The sequence below is a fragment of the Fusibacter sp. JL298sf-3 genome (genome assembly GCF_053842995.1).
Map to the genome: position 1 here is coordinate 3202172 of NZ_CM132608.1, position 17719 is coordinate 3219890.

General features: G+C 47.9%; 20 protein-coding genes. All 20 read left to right on the forward strand.

Annotated features, from left to right (window positions below; translation table 11 throughout):
• The first annotated feature begins 183 nt into the window (after positions 1-183).
• The 20 genes from tmk to murB all read left to right on the forward strand — a co-directional run bounded on the left by tmk (position 184) and on the right by murB (position 17696).
• Positions 184-816, forward strand: coding sequence for a dTMP kinase (gene tmk / locus ACR6HW_RS15280; RefSeq protein WP_455728572.1), 633 nt, complete (start codon positions 184-186; stop codon positions 814-816).
• Positions 817-900: 84 nt separating this feature from the next.
• Entirely contained in the window at positions 901-1248 is a 348-nt protein-coding gene (locus tag ACR6HW_RS15285; protein WP_455728573.1) for a DRTGG domain-containing protein, read from the forward strand.
• A 9-nt stretch (positions 1249-1257) separates the two neighbouring features.
• Positions 1258-1704 carry an ATP-binding protein gene (locus tag ACR6HW_RS15290; RefSeq protein ID WP_455728574.1) on the forward strand — a complete coding sequence of 149 codons (447 nt, stop codon included), beginning with the start codon at positions 1258-1260 and terminating at the stop codon, positions 1702-1704.
• A 36-nt stretch (positions 1705-1740) separates the two neighbouring features.
• Complete coding sequence (locus ACR6HW_RS15295) at positions 1741-2997, forward strand: [Fe-Fe] hydrogenase large subunit C-terminal domain-containing protein (protein WP_455728575.1); 1257 nt, start codon at positions 1741-1743, stop codon at positions 2995-2997.
• Positions 2987-3322, forward strand: a complete 336-nt coding sequence (locus tag ACR6HW_RS15300; protein ID WP_455728576.1) for an AraC family transcriptional regulator — start codon at positions 2987-2989, stop codon at positions 3320-3322. The genes ACR6HW_RS15295 and ACR6HW_RS15300 overlap by 11 nt, the downstream gene beginning before the upstream one ends.
• Positions 3319-4026 (forward strand): PHP domain-containing protein, encoded by a 708-nt coding sequence (locus tag ACR6HW_RS15305; protein ID WP_455728577.1) that lies wholly within the window; start codon positions 3319-3321, stop codon positions 4024-4026. Before ACR6HW_RS15300 ends, ACR6HW_RS15305 begins: the two co-directional genes overlap by 4 nt.
• 20 nt (positions 4027-4046) lie before the next feature.
• Positions 4047-4568, forward strand: coding sequence for an ATP-binding protein (locus ACR6HW_RS15310; RefSeq protein WP_455728578.1), 522 nt, complete (start codon positions 4047-4049; stop codon positions 4566-4568).
• Between the two features lie 28 nt (positions 4569-4596).
• Positions 4597-5337 (forward strand): class D sortase, encoded by a 741-nt coding sequence (locus ACR6HW_RS15315; protein ID WP_455728579.1) that lies wholly within the window; start codon positions 4597-4599, stop codon positions 5335-5337.
• 118 nt (positions 5338-5455) lie between these two features.
• The gene (locus ACR6HW_RS15320; protein WP_455728580.1) at positions 5456-7822 is read left to right on the forward strand and encodes a diguanylate cyclase; all 2367 of its coding nucleotides are present in this window, start codon (positions 5456-5458) and stop codon (positions 7820-7822) included.
• A 122-nt stretch (positions 7823-7944) separates the two neighbouring features.
• A complete protein-coding gene (gene typA / locus ACR6HW_RS15325) occupies positions 7945-9771 on the forward strand; it encodes a translational GTPase TypA (RefSeq protein WP_455728581.1) in 1827 nt (608 codons plus the stop codon).
• Between the two features lie 156 nt (positions 9772-9927).
• Positions 9928-10317: a hypothetical protein gene (locus ACR6HW_RS15330; RefSeq protein WP_455728582.1), complete on the forward strand. Its 390-nt coding sequence runs from the start codon at positions 9928-9930 to the stop codon at positions 10315-10317.
• Positions 10310-11614 (forward strand): DUF5702 domain-containing protein, encoded by a 1305-nt coding sequence (locus ACR6HW_RS15335; RefSeq protein WP_455728583.1) that lies wholly within the window; start codon positions 10310-10312, stop codon positions 11612-11614. The genes ACR6HW_RS15330 and ACR6HW_RS15335 overlap by 8 nt, the downstream gene beginning before the upstream one ends.
• An 8-nt stretch (positions 11615-11622) precedes the next feature.
• Positions 11623-12180, forward strand: a complete 558-nt coding sequence (locus ACR6HW_RS15340) for a hypothetical protein (protein ID WP_455728584.1) — start codon at positions 11623-11625, stop codon at positions 12178-12180.
• A gap of 10 nt (positions 12181-12190) precedes the next feature.
• Entirely contained in the window at positions 12191-12796 is a 606-nt protein-coding gene (locus ACR6HW_RS15345; RefSeq protein WP_455728585.1) for a protein kinase domain-containing protein, read from the forward strand.
• Between the two features lie 134 nt (positions 12797-12930).
• Positions 12931-13086, forward strand: a complete 156-nt coding sequence (locus ACR6HW_RS15350; protein WP_455728586.1) for a hypothetical protein — start codon at positions 12931-12933, stop codon at positions 13084-13086.
• 489 nt (positions 13087-13575) lie between these two features.
• Entirely contained in the window at positions 13576-14457 is an 882-nt protein-coding gene (locus ACR6HW_RS15355) for a Rossmann-like and DUF2520 domain-containing protein (RefSeq protein ID WP_455728587.1), read from the forward strand.
• The gene (gene panB, locus ACR6HW_RS15360) at positions 14426-15259 is read left to right on the forward strand and encodes a 3-methyl-2-oxobutanoate hydroxymethyltransferase (RefSeq protein WP_455728588.1); all 834 of its coding nucleotides are present in this window, start codon (positions 14426-14428) and stop codon (positions 15257-15259) included. The genes ACR6HW_RS15355 and panB overlap by 32 nt, the downstream gene beginning before the upstream one ends.
• Before the next feature lie 17 nt (positions 15260-15276).
• Positions 15277-16125, forward strand: a complete 849-nt coding sequence (panC, locus tag ACR6HW_RS15365; protein WP_455728589.1) for a pantoate--beta-alanine ligase — start codon at positions 15277-15279, stop codon at positions 16123-16125.
• 14 nt (positions 16126-16139) lie between these two features.
• Positions 16140-16523 carry an aspartate 1-decarboxylase gene (gene panD / locus ACR6HW_RS15370; protein WP_455728590.1) on the forward strand — a complete coding sequence of 128 codons (384 nt, stop codon included), beginning with the start codon at positions 16140-16142 and terminating at the stop codon, positions 16521-16523.
• A 270-nt stretch (positions 16524-16793) separates the two neighbouring features.
• Positions 16794-17696 carry a UDP-N-acetylmuramate dehydrogenase gene (gene murB, locus ACR6HW_RS15375; RefSeq protein WP_455728591.1) on the forward strand — a complete coding sequence of 301 codons (903 nt, stop codon included), beginning with the start codon at positions 16794-16796 and terminating at the stop codon, positions 17694-17696.
• The last annotated feature ends 23 nt before the right edge of the window (positions 17697-17719 follow it).

Here is a 17719-nt window from a genome sequence, read left to right on the forward strand (position 1 = left end):
GCGGTGAAAGCGCATCAAATGTTGTTGGACAAGTGTTGCGCCGAAAGCCATCCCGCGAATGTTCAACGCGGGAAGGCGTCAGCGCAACGCGTTTTGATTAAGGGGTATCGACAAAAACCATTTCAAAAAATTAAAAAATAAGGTAGAATAGAAGGTGACATTTAGAGTTTAGGAGGCAGCCGATTGTTAGAACATAAGAATAAGATTATTTCAATAGAAGGCGGTGAAGGGTCTGGAAAGTCAACCGTTATACACTATATAAAGACTTTTCTGGAAGAGAGGGGCGCCGACGTTATGATCACCCGAGAACCGGGGGGCGTGGACATCTCTGAGAAGATTCGAGCGGTGATTTTAGACTGTGCGCACACATCTATGGACGCCAAGACAGAGGCGCTTCTGTTTGCGGCAGCGCGCAGACAACACTTAGTCGAAAAAGTTCTCCCCGCCGTCGCAGAAGGCAAGTGGGTCGTCTTCGACCGATTTGTGGATTCGTCGTTGGTGTATCAGGGATTTGTACGCGGTATCGGCGTCGAAGAAGTGTATCAAATCAATCAGTTTGCCATTGAATCGTTTTTGCCCGATTTGACCTTGTATCTAGACGTGGAACCTGAAGTGGGCCTAAAACGCATTTCTAGCGATCCAAATCGAGAGATTAACCGATTGGATAGGGAGACTACCGCTTTTCACGAAAGTGTGCGAGAAGGGTACTTACAGCTTTTAGAGAAGTATCCGGAGCGCATGGTTAAAATCGATGCTTCCGGTGCGTTGACCTCTGTATTCGATCAGATTAGAAGAGAAATTGAAGTCTTGTGGTAAAGATGCTATAATGGAGTCAAGGGATTGTGAAAAAAATAACTTGTGTCCTAAGGGCATCTAAAACCGTTTGGGTAGGAGGCGCGTATGAAGGTAGAGCAGATTGTGGCGGTAACTGAAGCAAAGCTGCTGACGTCTACAGAGGGGCTGTCGTGGGAAGTGCATTCGGCATTCAGTTCGGATTTGATGAGCGATGTGCTCGCATATGTTGAAGAAGATACGCTTTTGATAACGGGACTTGTCAATCAGCAAGTGGTGCGTACGGCGGAAATGCTCGACATCAAGGCAATCTTGTTTGTTCGGGGCAAGGCGCCTACAGCCGATGTCGTCGAATTGGCAGAGACGAAGCACATGATTTTGATGTCGACAAAACTGCCGCTATTTACAACGTCGGGACGGCTGTACAGCGCAGGACTTGAAGGCATTCGTTTATAAGGGGTGTGTATGAAACCGTCGAATAGAAATGAAGAAAATGTCGCGATGAAACTGCATTACGATATCGCCAACGACGACTTCTCGCGTGCAGGCGAGGCGTCGAGCAAAATCAAGCAGGTGCTGAAGCAGTTGACAATAGACGCGGGCATTGTTCGCCGCGTGGCCATCGCCACCTACGAAGCTGAAATCAATCTCGTCATTCACTCTGAGGGCGGTGCGATTGACGTTTACTTAAAACCGGACCAGATTGAACTGTATGTCGACGACGTCGGCCCAGGGATAGAAAATATTGACCTCGCCATGACACAGGGGTATTCCACCGCCAGCTCACATGCGCGGGAAATGGGGTTTGGCGCAGGTATGGGCCTACCTAACATGAGAAAAGTCTCCGATACTTTCGACATTGAATCAGAACTCGGAAAGGGGACGTGTATCAAAATGGTTATCGAGTACTGAGAGCACCCCCTAAGGGGCTTTTGCGAGGAGGCGACAATGGAAAAGTACTGGCATTCAGTCGTGCTTGAGAAGGATTATTGCAACGGGTGCACCTATTGCCTCGACAGGTGTCCGACTCAGGCAATCAGAATCGTCAATCAAAAGGCGAAAATCATAGAAGCCCGCTGCATCGATTGCGGCGAGTGTCTTAAAGTTTGCCCATACCACGCCAAAGGCGCCATGGTCAGCGGCCTAGAAGTCATCGGACGCTACCGATATACAGTGGCGTTGCCGGCGATTTCTTTTTATGGACAATTTCCAGAAAATTATGACATGAACACCGTGTACAACGCCCTCATTGACTTGGGGTTTGACGAAGTATACGATGTGGCACATGCCGCAGAACTTTTGACCGTTTACGAAAACCAAATGCTCGACAAAGAAGGGGTTCCCAAACCGTTGATTTCGACCTACTGCCCCGTAATTACACGGCTGATTCAAATTAAGTTTCCCGCGCTTATCGACCACATCATCAAATTGGAGTCGCCTATGGAAATAGCGGCTCGGCTGGTAAAGCGGAGACTGGTAGAGGCCGGAATGTCTGAATCGGATATCGGCGTCGTCTACATCACCCCGTGTCCGGCGAAGATTACAAGTATTAAAAATCCCATAGGTCTTGAGAAGTCCTATATCGACGAAGCGGTGTCCACAGAGGAAGTGTACTACAAAGTGATGAAAATCATCGATAAAGTCGCCTCGGATAAACCGCTGCAAACCAGTACGGGAAAGGGGATTGCTTGGGGGCGCGTCGGCGGGCAGAGTTACGCCATGGCCATTGAGGACTACATCGCCGTGGACGGCATCGAAGAAGTGATTAAAGTCTTAGAGTCTATGGAACTGGGCAAACTCAACAGCCTCGATTTCTTAGAGGGGTACGCCTGTGTCAACGGATGCGTCGGCGGCCCGCTCAACGTGGAGAACACGTTTATCGGCAAAAATCGCATTCGCAAACTCAGCAAGCGATACGGGATGGACCATCCGGTTAAAGTAGACATTCCATTGACCAAAGAAAATATGGAATGGGACCTCCCCATACAACCGATGCCGATTTTCAAACTGGATACCGACTTTAAAAAAGCCCTTGAGAAAATGGCTAAAATTGAGGAAATAACGCAGACATTGCCCGGTATCAACTGCGGCGCATGCGGCGCGCCCTCCTGTAGGGTGCTCGCAGAAGACGTGGTGTATGGCAGGGCCAAAATCAGCGACTGCGTGTTTATAAAAAACAAAACGGAGGATGAAGATGAACGCTAAAATTTTAATAGAAAAATACGGATTTAAACACCTTTCAGGCGAAGCGGTAGAGCGCCCAATAGACGACGTGTACGCTTGCGACCTCCTCAGCTGGGTCATGGCAAAAGGGAAAAACAACACCGCTTGGATTACAGTTCAGACCCACAACAACATACTGGCGGTTGCATCGCTTCTCGACTTCGCTTGTGTCATTGTTCCCGAGGGGATTGAACTGGAAGCCGAAGTAATTGCCAAAGCGCAGAATGAGGATGTGGTCATCCTGTCGACGCCGCTTGAAGCTTACGAAATATTTAAGATTCTCTACGAAGAAGGCGTTAAAAAATGAAACTGTACTACGACCTGCATATCCACTCCTGTCTATCGCCATGTGGCGACGACGACATGACCCCTAACAACATCGTCAACATGGCGTTGATAAAAGGGCTCGACGTCATTGCCGTCACCGATCACAACACCGCGCAAAATGTCGCAGCGGTTAAAGCGGTGGGCGATGCCAACGGCTTGTTGGTCGTCCCCGGTATGGAGGTGCAGACGAAAGAAGAAATTCACGTCTTGTGTTATTTTCAGGCGCTCGAGGCAATTGAAGCTTTCGAGCAGGTGCTGGACAACTACCGGCTCCCCATCCCCAACGCCGTCTCGAAGTTTGGTCATCAATGGGTCATGGACGCTGAAGACACCATCGTCTCGGAATACAAAAGTGCGTTAATTCTTTCACTAACCTTGTCGCTAGACGATTTAATGGCGCTCGTCACCGAGTACGGTGGCGTCGTCGTCCCCGCGCACATCAACAAAGCGGCCAACAGCTTGCTCAAGTATTTGGGATTTGTGCCGGAAAACCTTATGGGGCACACTATGGAAGTGTTTAAAATGGCGCCAATCGACCCGTTTGTATTGGGCGATTCCCGCGTGGTTTACAACTCAGATGCCCATTTTTTAGAGCACATCAGTGAACCGGAACATTTTATGACGGTTGGAGAGGCAACGCTCGAAGCCGTACTCGATTTTTTGAAGGGAAGGAAAAGAGGATGAGGGAACTTTCACTCCACATATTGGACATTGCGCAGAATTCCATAAAAGCGCAGGCGGAGACCTTGCGTATCGCCATTATAGAAGAATTGGACAGCGATAAATTGGTGATTAAAATTAAAGACGACGGCATTGGCATGGCTGCTGAAACACTTGAAAAAGTCGTCGATCCCTTCTACACATCGCGTACAACGCGTAAAGTGGGGCTGGGGATTCCCTTGTTTAAAGCGTCGGCAGAACAGTGCGACGGTTACTTCGAAATTCATTCCCAACTCGGTGTCGGCACAGAAATCGTGGCGGCGTTCAAGCACAGCCACATCGACCGCGTGCCACTCGGCAACATGCCTGAAACGATTGTCACCATATTAAATGCGTGTGACAATATGGACTTAATTTACACACACTGCTATAATGGACATAAGTTCACATTGAACAGCAAAGAAATCAAAAAATTGCTCGATGGTGTTCCCATTGGCAATTTAGACGTCATCAAATGGCTCAGAGACTATATTACAGAAGGGTTAGCAGAAATCTGTAGCCGATGACCAACGCAAGAGAAAGGATGGACTGCTTTTGAAAAAAATACTGTCTTATGTCTTGATAATAGCAGGTATTTTGGTGATTCTATATCCTTTTGGCAGCAAGCTCTACTACGATTATTGGAATCAAAAACTCCTTGACGAATACGAAGCCCTTTACGCGCTAGAAGATGAAGCAGCAGTGGAAACAGAAGACGAGTATGCCGCATTGGATGATGTGTTTGTGGAAGGGGCCGTCTCTGAGACGCTGGGCGACGACTTGATCGACGTCTCGGATTACGAAGTGGACACCGGGGCACTGGAGCCGAGACCGTCTACAGAAGGCGAAGGCGAGGCGACACCGGATCCTCCTAAAGAAAAACCAAAACCGCAACCAGCGTTGCCGATTATCGGTCAGATTAAAATTCCTAAAATAAATGTAAAAATGGCTATACTAGAAGATGCAACTGAACGCCACCTCAACCGAGGGGCAGCGCATATTAACGGCACTTCTTACTTTGGAGAAGTGGGGAACATCGGCATCGCCGGACACCGTGGGCGTTCGTATGGACTGATGTTCAATCGCCTCGACGAATTGGGTGAGGGCGATACCATTGAAGTATCGAGTGGTGGTACAAAATACGTCTATACCGTGTACAAGACCCACCTTGTGGAACCGACGGATGTCAGCGTGCTCTACAGGAGCAAAGAGCATGAAGTTCTAACCCTTGTAACCTGTGATCCGGTGGTTAACCCGACACACCGATTAATTGTTCACGCCGTTCGAGAACCTTAAAAAAACGCATCTTTTGCGTTTTTTTTATGCTTTTTGTATTTCATGGGTATAAACAAAGCAATAAGCTGCGAACTCGGTGTCTACTGACGTCAGCTTAAATCTACTTGGGAGGCGTCGTATGACGAAAAAAAACTTAACCAATCAGTTTAAGCGCTATGTGTTTTTCTTGATGATTGCGACCCTCTTTATGACGGTGTTGCTCATGAGGTTTGGCATCGGATCTGTTGTCGATCGATTTTCGTCGAACCTCGCTCAATTGTACACGTCAGACCTCGTCAATGAAATTGAAAGGCATGTCATTCCCGAGTTGTCAATTACACAGACCATCGCCGAGTCCCGTGCGACGCAGGCTTTTCTAAAAGAGGCCAACGCATCGAATCGAACGGCGTTTTTAGAAGTTCTCGACACCGTTTCCGGCATCTCGGAAGCCGACACACTGTTTGTCACCAGCGCCTACGACAGCGGCATGTACTTTTATGAAGACGGCGAGTTGCAACGCGTCGGAGAATTGGCGCCGACCATTGAGGAGGATGCGTGGTTCTACGAGTCACTGGCGCTACCCGAAGCATTTAACCTCAATATAGATGTCGATCGATTTTTGAAGCAAACCAACGTTTGGATCAACTACAAAGTCGTCGACGCCTCCACGGACTTGGTATTGGGGATTGTAGGTGTCGGCTTGCCCTTGAATCGCTACGTCGAACAGATTGATGCAATTCAGTCAAAGCACAACGCTAAAATGATTATCGTCAACGGCAACGGTGCGATTCAACTGGATTCGAACTTTGACCGAATCGTTCAAAATATATTTGCATTTGAAGTGGCAGACGACAAGAGTTTTCGTCATTACGTCGACGATGCCGCCGACGCAGCGACTGTTTTAGAAGCGTTTCAAAAAGGTGAGAATGAAGTGTTTGTAGAACTCAGTGGTACCTATGATTATGTCTCCGCCGAGCGCATCTACACCACCGATTGGTACGTAATGACTTTTTACCATCAAGAGGGATTGGTGAGTACGGTTCAGTTTGTACCGCTGTTGCTCATTGCCGTCCTCTTTATCATATGGCTCGCCGTGATTATCAATCGACTGTTCAACCGCATGCTCGGCAGGCCTTTTGACGACTTGTCAAAGAGTTTAAAGGCGCAGAAGGGCGGTGATGCCATCAGCATTTCCGGTTCTGATCGAAACGACGAGTTCGGTGAAGTTTCCAGGGCGATTGAACACTTGTCCAATCGGTTGGTTCAAAGTGTTCCCGTTGGCATCTTTGAGATGGAACCCAACCTAAAGTTGCGGTATGCCAACACGTATTTTCTTTCTCTTTTTGCCGTTTCGGACATTGCGGTACTCAACGAGGCATTAGACACGCAACCCCATACCGTCTTTGCCGCAAAAGAGACTAGAGATTGGCTGATTGAATCGGTTGCCACCGGTGAAAATGCTTATCGATTTGAAGTGGAGTTCGTCAACAAACGGCGTGAAACCTTCTGGGGGGAAATGCGTCTGACCAAAAAAGGCGACGTCTACGAAGGGTTGCTCATCAACATACAAGAACAAAAACGCTATGTCAATCGGCTGATGGATTTGGCCGAAACCGATGCGTTAACAGGGCTTAAAAACAGACGTGCCCTAGACGCCACCATTAAATCCGAGATTGAACGCGCCAAGCGCTATCGCTTGGAACTGACCCTCGTCATGTTCGACTTAGACAGATTTAAAGACATTAACGATACTTTTGGTCACGATGTGGGAGACAAGGTGATTGTGGAGACTGTCGAGCTCTTCAAAACGCAGTTGCGCGCCACCGACTTTTTTGCGCGCTGGGGTGGAGAAGAGTTTATGATTCTCTTGCCGGAAACGTCTTTGACCAGTGCCGGTGAAGTTGCAGAAAAGTTGAGACAGCGTCTGGAACAACATATCTTCGAAGAAGCGGACGCCGTAACGGCCAGCTTTGGCGTCGCACCGTGGCTAATGGGAGACACCCCTGAGCTGCTGTTCAGCCGCGTGGACAAATGTATGCTCAGCGCCAAAAAAGCGGGGAGAAACCGCTGTGACATCTTTGAAGTCAGTCGCTTGCCTTCTGTGCACATGCCCTGGCATTCGAGTTATGAAAGCGGCGACAAGCAAATTGATTTTGAACACAAACAGCTCTTTGAGTTCGCCAACGCCTTCTTATCCGAGGAGAATGTGCAAAAATCGGAAGCCTATCATTTGAATCAGATGAAACAGTTGATTGAGTTGATTGCACAGCACTTCGAAAATGAAATACTCATTCTTGAAAATTGCAAGTACCCCGACCCGATGTTAGACGCACATAAACGTCTGCATGCGTCACTGCTCACGTGTATTCGCGAACACTATGAGGCTGTACAGCGCGGAGAGATGTCCATAGGCGATTTTTACCTGCATCTGGTTGAAGAAGTGGTGTACAAGCATATGATCGATGAAGACACCAAATTCTTCGCTTTTCTCAAGGGGGAACATTAACAATTTGTAACAGTTTAAAAAATCAGTATATTTTAAAGACATTGTGTTATACAATATTAAAGTTGAGGCGTAACCTTTACGCCTCATTTTTAATGGATTTTAAGTTTAGAATGGAGTAAGGTATGTCAGAACACAAAGGCATTATCAACATCGCAGTTATAGCGCATGTCGATGCTGGTAAGTCTACTTTGGTAGACGCATTTTTAGCACAAAACGGCGTATTTAGAAACAACGAAGTGGTTCCTGAATGCGTAATGGACAGCAACGATCTGGAAAGAGAACGCGGCATTACAATTTACTCGAAAAACTGTTCAATCGTTTACAAAGATTATAAAATCAACATAGTCGATACACCAGGTCATGCCGACTTCTCGTCAGAAGTCGAGCGGATAATGAAAACCGTGGATTCCGTTATCCTATTAGTCGATTCATCTGAAGGCCCGATGCCGCAGACGCGATTTGTTCTTAAGAAGTCGCTGGAAGCCGGCTTAAGACCAATTCTATTTATCAATAAAATCGATAAAAAAGACCAACGTGCAGAAGAAGTGGTGGACTTGGCCTTCGATTTATTTGTCGAACTGGGGGCAACTGATGAGCAACTTGAGTTCCCAATCGTTTACGGCATTGCCAAAGAAGGTGTTGCCAAATTGGATATGGCAGACGACGCCACCGATTTATCCGCTTTGTTTGAAACCGTCTTGTCACACGTCCCGGCTTATGAAGAAGATGCCGAGGCACCGGCTCAGTGTCAAATTTCCTCTCTCGATTACGACGATTACATCGGTAGATTAGGGATTGGCCGCGTTGTCAGAGGGACTTTAAACGCCGGGGAAACTGTGGCAGTTAGCAAGCGCGACGGCAGCGTGAAACGCGGAAAAATCGGCAAGCTCTTTGTCTACGAAGGGTTAAATCGCCGCGAAGTGTCCTCGGCAACTGCCGGAGAAATGGTGATATTAAGCGGTATTGAAGAAATATCCATCGGTGAGACCGTCTGTGACCTCGAAGTGGTTGAACCGTTGCCAATTATTGAAATTGAGGAGCCGACGCTGTCGATGAACTTCTTAATTAACGATTCGCCTTTCTGCGGAAAGAGCGGGAAGTACGTGACCTCGCGCCATATTAAAGCGCGTCTTGAAAAAGAGCTTGAAGTCAATGTCGGCTTGCGGGTCGATGCACTAGACAGTGTTCAAGATGGTTTTAAAGTGTCTGGAAGAGGCGAACTCCACTTGTCGATCTTACTTGAAAATATGAGACGAGAAGGTTATGAAATCGCCGTTTCCAAGCCGCAGGTTTTGATGAAAGAAATCGACGGTGTGAAGCACGAACCGGTGGAAAGGGTTATCGCCATTGTGCCGGAAACCTATTCAGGTGCTGTAATCTCTGAACTCAGCCTCAGAAAAGGCAACCTTGAGGAAATGCAGACAGAAGAGGGCTACACCCGAATGACATTCCTCGTGCCAACGCGGGGACTTCTCGGGTACAGAAGTCTGTTTATTAACGTCACGCGAGGGGAAGGCGTCTTGTTGCGCTCTTTCAGTGAATACGCACCGTTTAAAGGTGAGATTCCAAAGAGGAGTAACGGCGTGTTGATTTCTCAGCAGGGCGGTGTAGCAATGGCGTATTCGCTGTTCAACCTCTCTGAACGCGCAACGATGATGATCGATCCCGGAACAGATGTCTATGAAGGCATGGTTATCGGCATCAACTCTCGTAGAGAAGACATGACCGTGAACCCGACGAAAAACAAAAAGTTGACCAATACCCGTGCTTCTGGGTCAGACGATGCCATTAAACTGCTTGCACCTAAGAAGTTTAGTATGGAGGAGGCGTTGACTTTTATAGACGATGACGAGCTTCTGGAGATTACGCCGGACGCATTGCGCATTCGTAAACGCATATTAAATGAAACTGAACGCATGAGAGCGAGAAACCGGTCACAAGCGGTTTAACGACCATGCCCTTTTGCGCTAAATAGTTGCGAGAGCATTAACAGTCGTCCACAGCTAAATTCTGTGGACGGCTTTTTTTATGCGCAAATCCATATATTGACATATAAAATAAGATAAGGTAAAATATAGTCAATATATGGAGAGAGGGGGTGCAGTATGCACAGTTTAGAATCTACAATTGTCATTCCCATGGTGTTGGTTATGGTTTTTTTTGCTTTAATGTTGGTCTTTTTCATTGCACAGCTCGACTTGTTTTCACTTAAGACAGAGCGTGATTTTTTGGCTGAGGGCTTCGATTCTGTAGAAATTGATGGAAACCCCATCGGATTTGCGGACGAATCGCCAGTCGTATCGACGCACTATTTTGTAGTTGAAAACTTGCGTTATGAGCCCGTGCAACGTGTGGCGAATCCATTTGCCATCGTTTGGAACAAAGAGCAGTTCGAAATGACGCGCTTTTACCGGCAACGAATGCCTCATCGCATCCGAATGGGCTTAATTGCAAAGTATGGCGAAAGCCTCTTTGAAGGAGACGCTCATGACTAGGAGACGCGGCAGTCTTTCACTGTTTATGGTACTGGTCATTCCAGCCATCATCCTCGGATGTGTTGTTACATTTCGCCTCCTCTACGATGAGCAGGTGGAGAACAAGCGCTTAAAAGTAATACAGTATGCCAGCGAAACCACCCTGTCCACTTACAACGATTTTCTCCTGAGTCAGTATGGGTTAACCGGTTATTACAGCAGCGACAACCCCGAAGCACTAGTGACGTATTATTTAGAACGCAACGGGTTGGCTCTGCCCGAAACGCTCGAAACAACGCACTTACCGCTTTCTTCCCCCGAACACTTTGCTAAAGCGTCATTGGCGTCTGCTAAAGTTCTCGTTCCCATAGCCTTTGTCGACGAAGCAAAGCAGCGAATAGAAAACCCGAAACAGCCGTCGGCACCCACAGGAGATGACGTGCCTACTGAGGCGGAACTCGAAGCCGCTGAGGAAGAGGGGGGCGTTCCGGAAGAAGTCGATCAAGTTGAAGATATGGAAGCGCGTGCCGAGGAGATGAAAGAGGGCGGCGGGAAAGGGGGCAGCGATACCCGAATTGATTCGCGTCAGTGGGAAGGGGCGAGCGGTTTTTTAGCGGAGGTGTCGCTGCTTGAGAAAACGTTGATAAAAGAATACTATTTGGCTGTGTTTAGCAGTTACGACCCGGGGACGCCGCATGCCTTTGACCCCTTGGGGCAGAAGGCCTCTTCCGCTCGCCTGTTTAAAGGCGAAGTGGAGTACCTAATCGCTGGAGAGAACACCGATGCCGCCAACAAGCGCGAAGTCTGGTTGAAAATTTACGGCATGCGCGAACTGACGAACCTCGCACATCTCGCCCTCTCACCGGACAAAATGAGCCAAATCGGGACATGGACGGCTGCAATTCCACCGCCGTGGAACCTCGTGGCACATGCGGGCATCGTCGTGGCATGGGCGTCAGCTGAAAGCTATGTAGATATGAACATTTTGGCCGATGGCGGCGGCTTGTATCCCATAAAGTCGTCTGTCGATTGGACACTCGATTTTGATAGCCTTTTAACCGGTAACTGGCGTATGGACACCCAGAAGGGGAAGGGCGATTCAGACGCGCTGAAGTGGTATTATCAAGATTATCTTCGCGCCCTTATATATCTCACAGACACTGAAAAAACAGTTTGCAGAGCCATGGACCTCGTCGATGGCAGCCTTCAAAAGCAAAGCCAAAAGGCGCTTAAAATCGACGATTTTGCCATTGGTCATCGCCTACACACGGTTTTTAAAGATGGCGACAGCATCACTGTCGAAAACACATACCCATAGGAGGCCACATGAAAAGAGAACGCGGTAGTATTTCGCTAGAGGCCGTTATAACGCTCAGTGTGTTCATGATGGTGATGATGTTGTGTCTGGGCATGTTGTTGACCCTTTATGTCGATGCCAAAGTGCAGTGGTGTGTCAAAGAAGTGACCGACGACATCGGGCTCAGTCCCTTGGACATCGATCAACACCCTTTGCTCCTTGAAACCGCCCTGACAGGGTACCTAGATAAGAAACTGAAAAAAGAGGGGCTAGAACACTTTGTCAAACTCCAGCACTTGTACAAATCCGACTTTCGAGACGACGGCGTGTTCAGCTGGGCGATTCACTACAAGTACACCTTCTTGACGCCCTTTAAGAAAGACGTGTGGGTTGTTCCAGTGGCTTCGTTTATACAGGGCGATCACTTGACACTGGCGTCACCTCTTGTCTATATCACGACCTATGGCAAGAAGTATCATGTCGGTACTTGCCGATACCTTAAAAAAAGCAAACACCCAATCGATTTAGAACAGGCGGTTGAACGTGGATACACCCCGTGCAGTGTGTGCAGTCCTCCGCCGCCATAGGAGACTTCTTATGAAAAATTCGGTTAAAACGCGCAGAAAAGTGTTGCCCTCCTCAATCGGGCTCAACGCTGTTCGCGCTTATCAAACAATTTCTTGTAATGCCGTCCCCACACTGATGGATTATCACTTTGATGAAGGGAACCTCGTTTTATCGCTGTACCATATTGAAGGCAGACACCTCGGCGAATGGGCGGCGACTTCAACTTGTCTAGAGCATTTGCCCGCTGTTTTGGCCAACAGCTTTCGCGCGCTGATGACTATACATCACTTCGGATTTCTTCATCGCGACATAAAGCCGGAGAACCTTATTGTGGATTCGGCGAGTTATGTGTTCTTTATCGATTTGGATCAGGCGTTACCTGTAGAGGAAGCCAAATACACGACGGAAGTCGTAGGAAGCTTGCATTACATGGCGCCGGAAGCGTTGTATCAACCGGAAGATATCGACTTTTCTTCGGATTATTACGCTTTGGCACGTGCTTTTTTACATGTTTTGGAACCGCATATGGCCTGGGTACAGCCTAGTATTTTGAAGGCCTTGGAAGAAATGTGCGCCTATGCGGTTGTACAGCGGCCGCAAAACATCGAACGGTGGTTGAACGAAATGTTAAAATGAATTAACAAAAAACTTTACATGCAATTTACCTTTAAAAATCATTAAAAACACTTGAAATATGCAATGAATTGAGTTATAATATTCACAAGAGAATAATTGTATACGATAATACGATGTGATGAGGAGGTAAGTGTATGAAAGAAGCTATGAAAGGGAATCAATTTGAAATTAAGTTTTGCAAGCGTTGTGGTGATGAAAAGCGCGTTAATAAGTTCAACTTATGTAAAAGCTGTGAGTTGGAAGTCGATCAAGAGTACGCAATGATGTACGAAAGCAAATCCAGAGAATAGGAGAAGGGGCCTCTCAAAGCGGTTTATACCGCTGAGACCCCCTTTTTTTTATTTTTTTTTTACAAGGCACTTTTCAATTTGAAATCTTGTGCTATACTATTTACGATGATACCGCAAGGATCATACGCAATTGTTTTAATAGGTGTACAAGGGTGAGAGGCCCTCGTGTACCGTATCGTTCACAATTAAAAAGCAGCTCGTCACCTTCGCATCATTGCAGCGCTAAAATGTCTCGCGTTGTCGTCGACAGTTTGCCTTGCGCTGATGCAAACGACTGGAATTTTTAATTAAGTCTCACAGAGACCGTGTATTAGAGAAATTCACAAAAAAGCTTTGAGCAATTTGCCGAAGACTTAAAAAGCCATAGAACCCGTAGGCTCTTTTTGTCGTGTGCAAAAAGGGTTTTTTTAGTGGATATAAACAGGCGGAAATCGCCGATTAGAGAATTGGATGTCGGGTAAAGCGAAGGGTTAGAATGAGGAGGCGTATATGGGCCCGAAGAGAGTAGCGTTTGTAGGCGCCGGTGCTGTCGGCCGCACGTTAGGTGTTTTTTTTCAGAGCAAAGGCGTGTTCGTCTCAGGCTATTACAGCTTGAACAAAGTGCACGCTGAAGAGGCGGTAAGATTAACCGGCGGTTGTGTGTACGAAAGCGTGGAAAGAGCAGTTGCCGATGCGGACTGGATCGGTCTGACGGTTAACGACGACGCCATAAAGCCCTTGGCAGACTCAATTGCGTCATCGGGTCAAGCCCTTGACGGCAAAATTTTTTTTCACACCAGCGGGGCACACAGTACAGCACTACTGGCGCACATAGAACAAAGAGGGGGAGCTGTTTTAAGCCTTCACCCACTACAGGCCTTTAAAACTCAAAACATTGATCTTGAAAAAGTACAAACGGCGACCTTTTCTGTGGAAGGCACCTGCGCCGAGGCGGCGCGTGAATGGCTAAAGAGCCTGGGACTCGACGTCCTCCTATTGACGCGTGAAGCCAAAGTGCATTACCACACAGCGGCGGTAATGGCGTCGAACTTTCTAGTGCCGCTTATGCGATACAGTTTAGGCGAAATGGGCCGCGCCGGCATTGCAGAAGCCGATGCGTTTAAAGCCCTCCGACCACTAATAGAAGGCACTTTAGAAAATATTGAAGCCCTAGGGGTCGACGGTGCACTCACCGGTCCCGTAGCTAGAGGTGATGTTCAAACCATTGAAACGCACCTTGCACACCTTGAAGATGAAGACACAGCGAACTTTTATAAATACATGTCCCTGTGCGCGCTGTCACAAATTGATGCGCCACACAAAACCGAGGCGTTGGCCTCATTGCTTAAGGAGGCAAAACATGAAACCCGTAACTGTGACGACGCTGAGTGAAATGAAGGCAAACGGTGAAAAAATCACCATGTTGACAGCTTACGACTACTCGACGGCAAAGTGTCTAGACAAAGCCGGTGTAGATACGCTCCTCGTCGGGGATTCACTCGGCATGACCATGCTGGGGTATGAGAACACATTGGCCGTGACATTGGAAGACATGATTCACCACTGTAAAGCCGTTAAGCGCGGTGTGAAGCGCGCCCTTGTCATATGCGATATGCCGTTTCTCAGTTATCACATCAGTCCGGAAAAAACCGTTGAAAACGCAGGTCGTATAATAAAAGAGACCGGGGCACACGCCGTCAAAATAGAGGGGGGCGTCGAAGTAAAAGCGCATATTGAAGCCCTGATTCGCGCACAGATTCCCGTCGTGGGGCACTTGGGGTTGACCCCTCAGTCGGTCAATGCCCTCGGTGGCTTTAAAGTGCAGGGCAAAAGCGAAGCACAAGCTAAGAAGCTGATAGACGACGCGTTGCTTTTAGAAGCGCTGGGGTGCTGCGCCATTGTCTTGGAGTGTATTCCGGCGGCATTGGCAACACTGGTATCCGAGCGTATGTCAGTGCCGACCATCGGCATCGGTGCCGGTGCGGGGTGTGACGGTCAGGTACTGGTCATTCAAGACATGCTCGGTCTCTACAGCGATTTTGTTCCCAAGTTTGTCAAGCGGTATGCCGATCTCGAAGCCGTTATTGATGCAGCAGTCGGGACTTATTGTAACGACGTTAAAAATGGGACATTTCCGGAAACAAAACACACGTTTAAAATAGAAGACGCCGTGATTGAAAAACTTTACGGCTAATAAATCGGAGGTTTTAGATGCAAATTGTACACACAATAGAGGCGCTGAAAGCACTTGTTCGCACTCGAAAAGAAAGCGGCGATACCATTGGTTTTGTACCGACGATGGGGTATTTTCACGAGGGGCACCTGTCCCTAATGCGCGAAGCCAAAAGACAGACGGATTTTGTCGTCGTCAGCTTGTTTGTCAACCCGACACAGTTTGGGCCCACTGAAGATTTTGACGCTTACCCGAGAGATTTGGCGCGGGATGCGGCACTTTGTGAAGGCACGGGGGCAGATGTTCTCTTTGCGCCATCTGTAGAGGAGATGTACCCGTCGGGGTACAGCACATACATTACTTGTGAGGGACCGATTACTGAAGTCCTGTGTGGTGCTCAAAGACCCGGTCATTTTAAAGGCGTCACCTCTGTTGTGGGCAAACTCTTCAATATCGTCGAGCCGGACTGCGCTTTCTTTGGACAAAAAGACGCTCAGCAGGTGGCTGTCATCGAGAAGATGGTGCGCGACTTAAATATGGCTGTGCGCATTGTGCCGTGTCCCATTGTTAGAGAAGCTGACGGCCTTGCGCTGAGCTCCAGAAACGTTTATTTAACCGATGCCGCCAGAAGAGAAGCGCTGGTCCTCTCGCAAGCATTGAATTTGGCAGAAGAAATGATTCAGAGTGGTGAGCGCAGTGCACAGCGCCTTCGCGAAGCTATGACGGCGCATATAGAAGCCGCCGAAAGTGCGGTGATTGATTACGTGGCCGTTGTCTCTGCACAAACACTTGAAGCACTGGAAACCTTAAGCGGCGACGTACTCATTGCCCTCGCGGTTAAAGTGGGCAAACCGAGATTGATAGACAACAGAAGATTAATGGTATAAACGAGGAGGCCTAAATGTTACTCACACTCTTTAAGAGCAAATTACACCGTGCGACGGTGACAGAAGCAAATCTCAACTATGTCGGCAGCATCACGATAGACGAAGCGTTGCTGGAAGCGGCGGGTATTTTAGAAGGTGAAAAAGTACAGATTGTCAACAACAACAACGGGGCGCGTTTAGAGACGTACACCATTAAGGGCGCGCGTGGCTCGGGGGTCATCTGCCTGAACGGCGCGGCAGCGCGTTTGGTTCAGCCTGGCGATACGGTGATTATCATCGCTTATGCGCAGATGACACCGGAAGAAGCAAAAGGGTTTAAACCCAATGTGGTCATTTTAGGCCCTGAAAATCAAATTGTCGACAGCTGTCATGAAGAAAAACATGGTGAAATCAAATAAAGTGTTTGTCATGGCACCTCATTTGTGATAGAATGTCTTAGGTTGACCATAAATATGGCTCAATTTATTAAATGGCCATAAGGCCATTTTTTGTTGATGGCCCATGTACACTATGGTATGAGACAGTTTGAACTGTCGGTTGACTGGGAGCCGGTGTGGTTTCCCCAAAAGTGACGATGAGACGTCAGTGCCTGTTTCTTTTGCGTAAACGAGACGCGGTACAAACGTCAGAATTATTTATAGAAATGCCTGTTGTGAATGGAGACTAATATGATTTTTGAACAATTAAAGACCATCTTTCGTGAGGATCAGATCTTATTGAACGAGCCGATGTCAAAGCACACTTCTTTTAAAATCGGGGGGCCGGCAAAGGCCATTATTTTACCTGAAAATGCCAGGCAGATTGCCGATGCTATTCGAGTTTGCAAAGCGTTGGAAGAACCTTATCATATCATGGGGAACGGCTCCAACATCCTCGTAGAAGACGAGGGAATTGCAGCAATTGTTATAAAAATCACAGACAGGATGAGTGCCGTAACGATTGAAGAAGACTTCGTTACTGCACAGGCAGGGGTGCTCCTTTCAACCCTGTCAAAAAAGATTATGGCGGCTTCCCTCAAAGGGTTTGAGTTCGCTTCGGGGATTCCCGGAACCTTGGGCGGCGCTATCTTTATGAACGCAGGCGCCTATGACGGCGAGATGAAAGACGTGGTCAAGTGGGTGGACGTTCTAACGAAGTCGGGGGAAATCGTCAGACTTCAAAACGGCGACCTACAGTTTGGCTATAGAACCAGTGCAGTAAGGGAGAACGACTACGTGGTGCTCTGTGTGGGCATTCAGCTGGCGCACGGTTCTATTGAAGTCATTAAAGAAATTACAGAAGAGTTGACGGAGAAGCGCACGAGCAAACAGCCGCTCAACTACCCGAGTGCCGGTAGTGTGTTCAAACGGCCGGAGGGGTTCTTCGCCGGAAAGCTCATTGATGATGCAGGGCTGAGAGGCCTGAGACACGGCGATGCACAAGTCTCCGACAAACACTGTGGCTTTATCGTCAATGTGGGGCAGGCGACGTGTAAAGAAGTGATGGACCTCATAAGTGTGGTGCAAAAAGTGGTTAAAGATACATTTGATATCGCACTTGAACGCGAAGTGCGCATATTTGGAAAAGAATAGGTTTAAATCGACGTCTAGGCTGC

Coding starts and splice junctions, on each gene's coding strand:
- ACR6HW_RS15285 (WP_455728573.1), top strand. CDS start 901: ATGAAGGTAGAGCAGATTGTGGCGGTAACTGAAGCAAAGCTGCTGACG.
- ACR6HW_RS15290 (WP_455728574.1), top strand. CDS start 1,258: ATGAAACCGTCGAATAGAAATGAAGAAAATGTCGCGATGAAACTGCAT.
- ACR6HW_RS15295 (WP_455728575.1), top strand. CDS start 1,741: ATGGAAAAGTACTGGCATTCAGTCGTGCTTGAGAAGGATTATTGCAAC.
- ACR6HW_RS15300 (WP_455728576.1), top strand. CDS start 2,987: ATGAACGCTAAAATTTTAATAGAAAAATACGGATTTAAACACCTTTCA.
- ACR6HW_RS15305 (WP_455728577.1), top strand. CDS start 3,319: ATGAAACTGTACTACGACCTGCATATCCACTCCTGTCTATCGCCATGT.
- ACR6HW_RS15320 (WP_455728580.1), top strand. CDS start 5,456: ATGACGAAAAAAAACTTAACCAATCAGTTTAAGCGCTATGTGTTTTTC.
- typA (WP_455728581.1), top strand. CDS start 7,945: ATGTCAGAACACAAAGGCATTATCAACATCGCAGTTATAGCGCATGTC.
- ACR6HW_RS15330 (WP_455728582.1), top strand. CDS start 9,928: ATGCACAGTTTAGAATCTACAATTGTCATTCCCATGGTGTTGGTTATG.
- ACR6HW_RS15335 (WP_455728583.1), top strand. CDS start 10,310: ATGACTAGGAGACGCGGCAGTCTTTCACTGTTTATGGTACTGGTCATT.
- ACR6HW_RS15340 (WP_455728584.1), top strand. CDS start 11,623: ATGAAAAGAGAACGCGGTAGTATTTCGCTAGAGGCCGTTATAACGCTC.
- ACR6HW_RS15345 (WP_455728585.1), top strand. CDS start 12,191: ATGAAAAATTCGGTTAAAACGCGCAGAAAAGTGTTGCCCTCCTCAATC.
- ACR6HW_RS15350 (WP_455728586.1), top strand. CDS start 12,931: ATGAAAGAAGCTATGAAAGGGAATCAATTTGAAATTAAGTTTTGCAAG.
- ACR6HW_RS15355 (WP_455728587.1), top strand. CDS start 13,576: ATGGGCCCGAAGAGAGTAGCGTTTGTAGGCGCCGGTGCTGTCGGCCGC.
- panB (WP_455728588.1), top strand. CDS start 14,426: ATGAAACCCGTAACTGTGACGACGCTGAGTGAAATGAAGGCAAACGGT.
- panC (WP_455728589.1), top strand. CDS start 15,277: ATGCAAATTGTACACACAATAGAGGCGCTGAAAGCACTTGTTCGCACT.
- panD (WP_455728590.1), top strand. CDS start 16,140: ATGTTACTCACACTCTTTAAGAGCAAATTACACCGTGCGACGGTGACA.
- murB (WP_455728591.1), top strand. CDS start 16,794: ATGATTTTTGAACAATTAAAGACCATCTTTCGTGAGGATCAGATCTTA.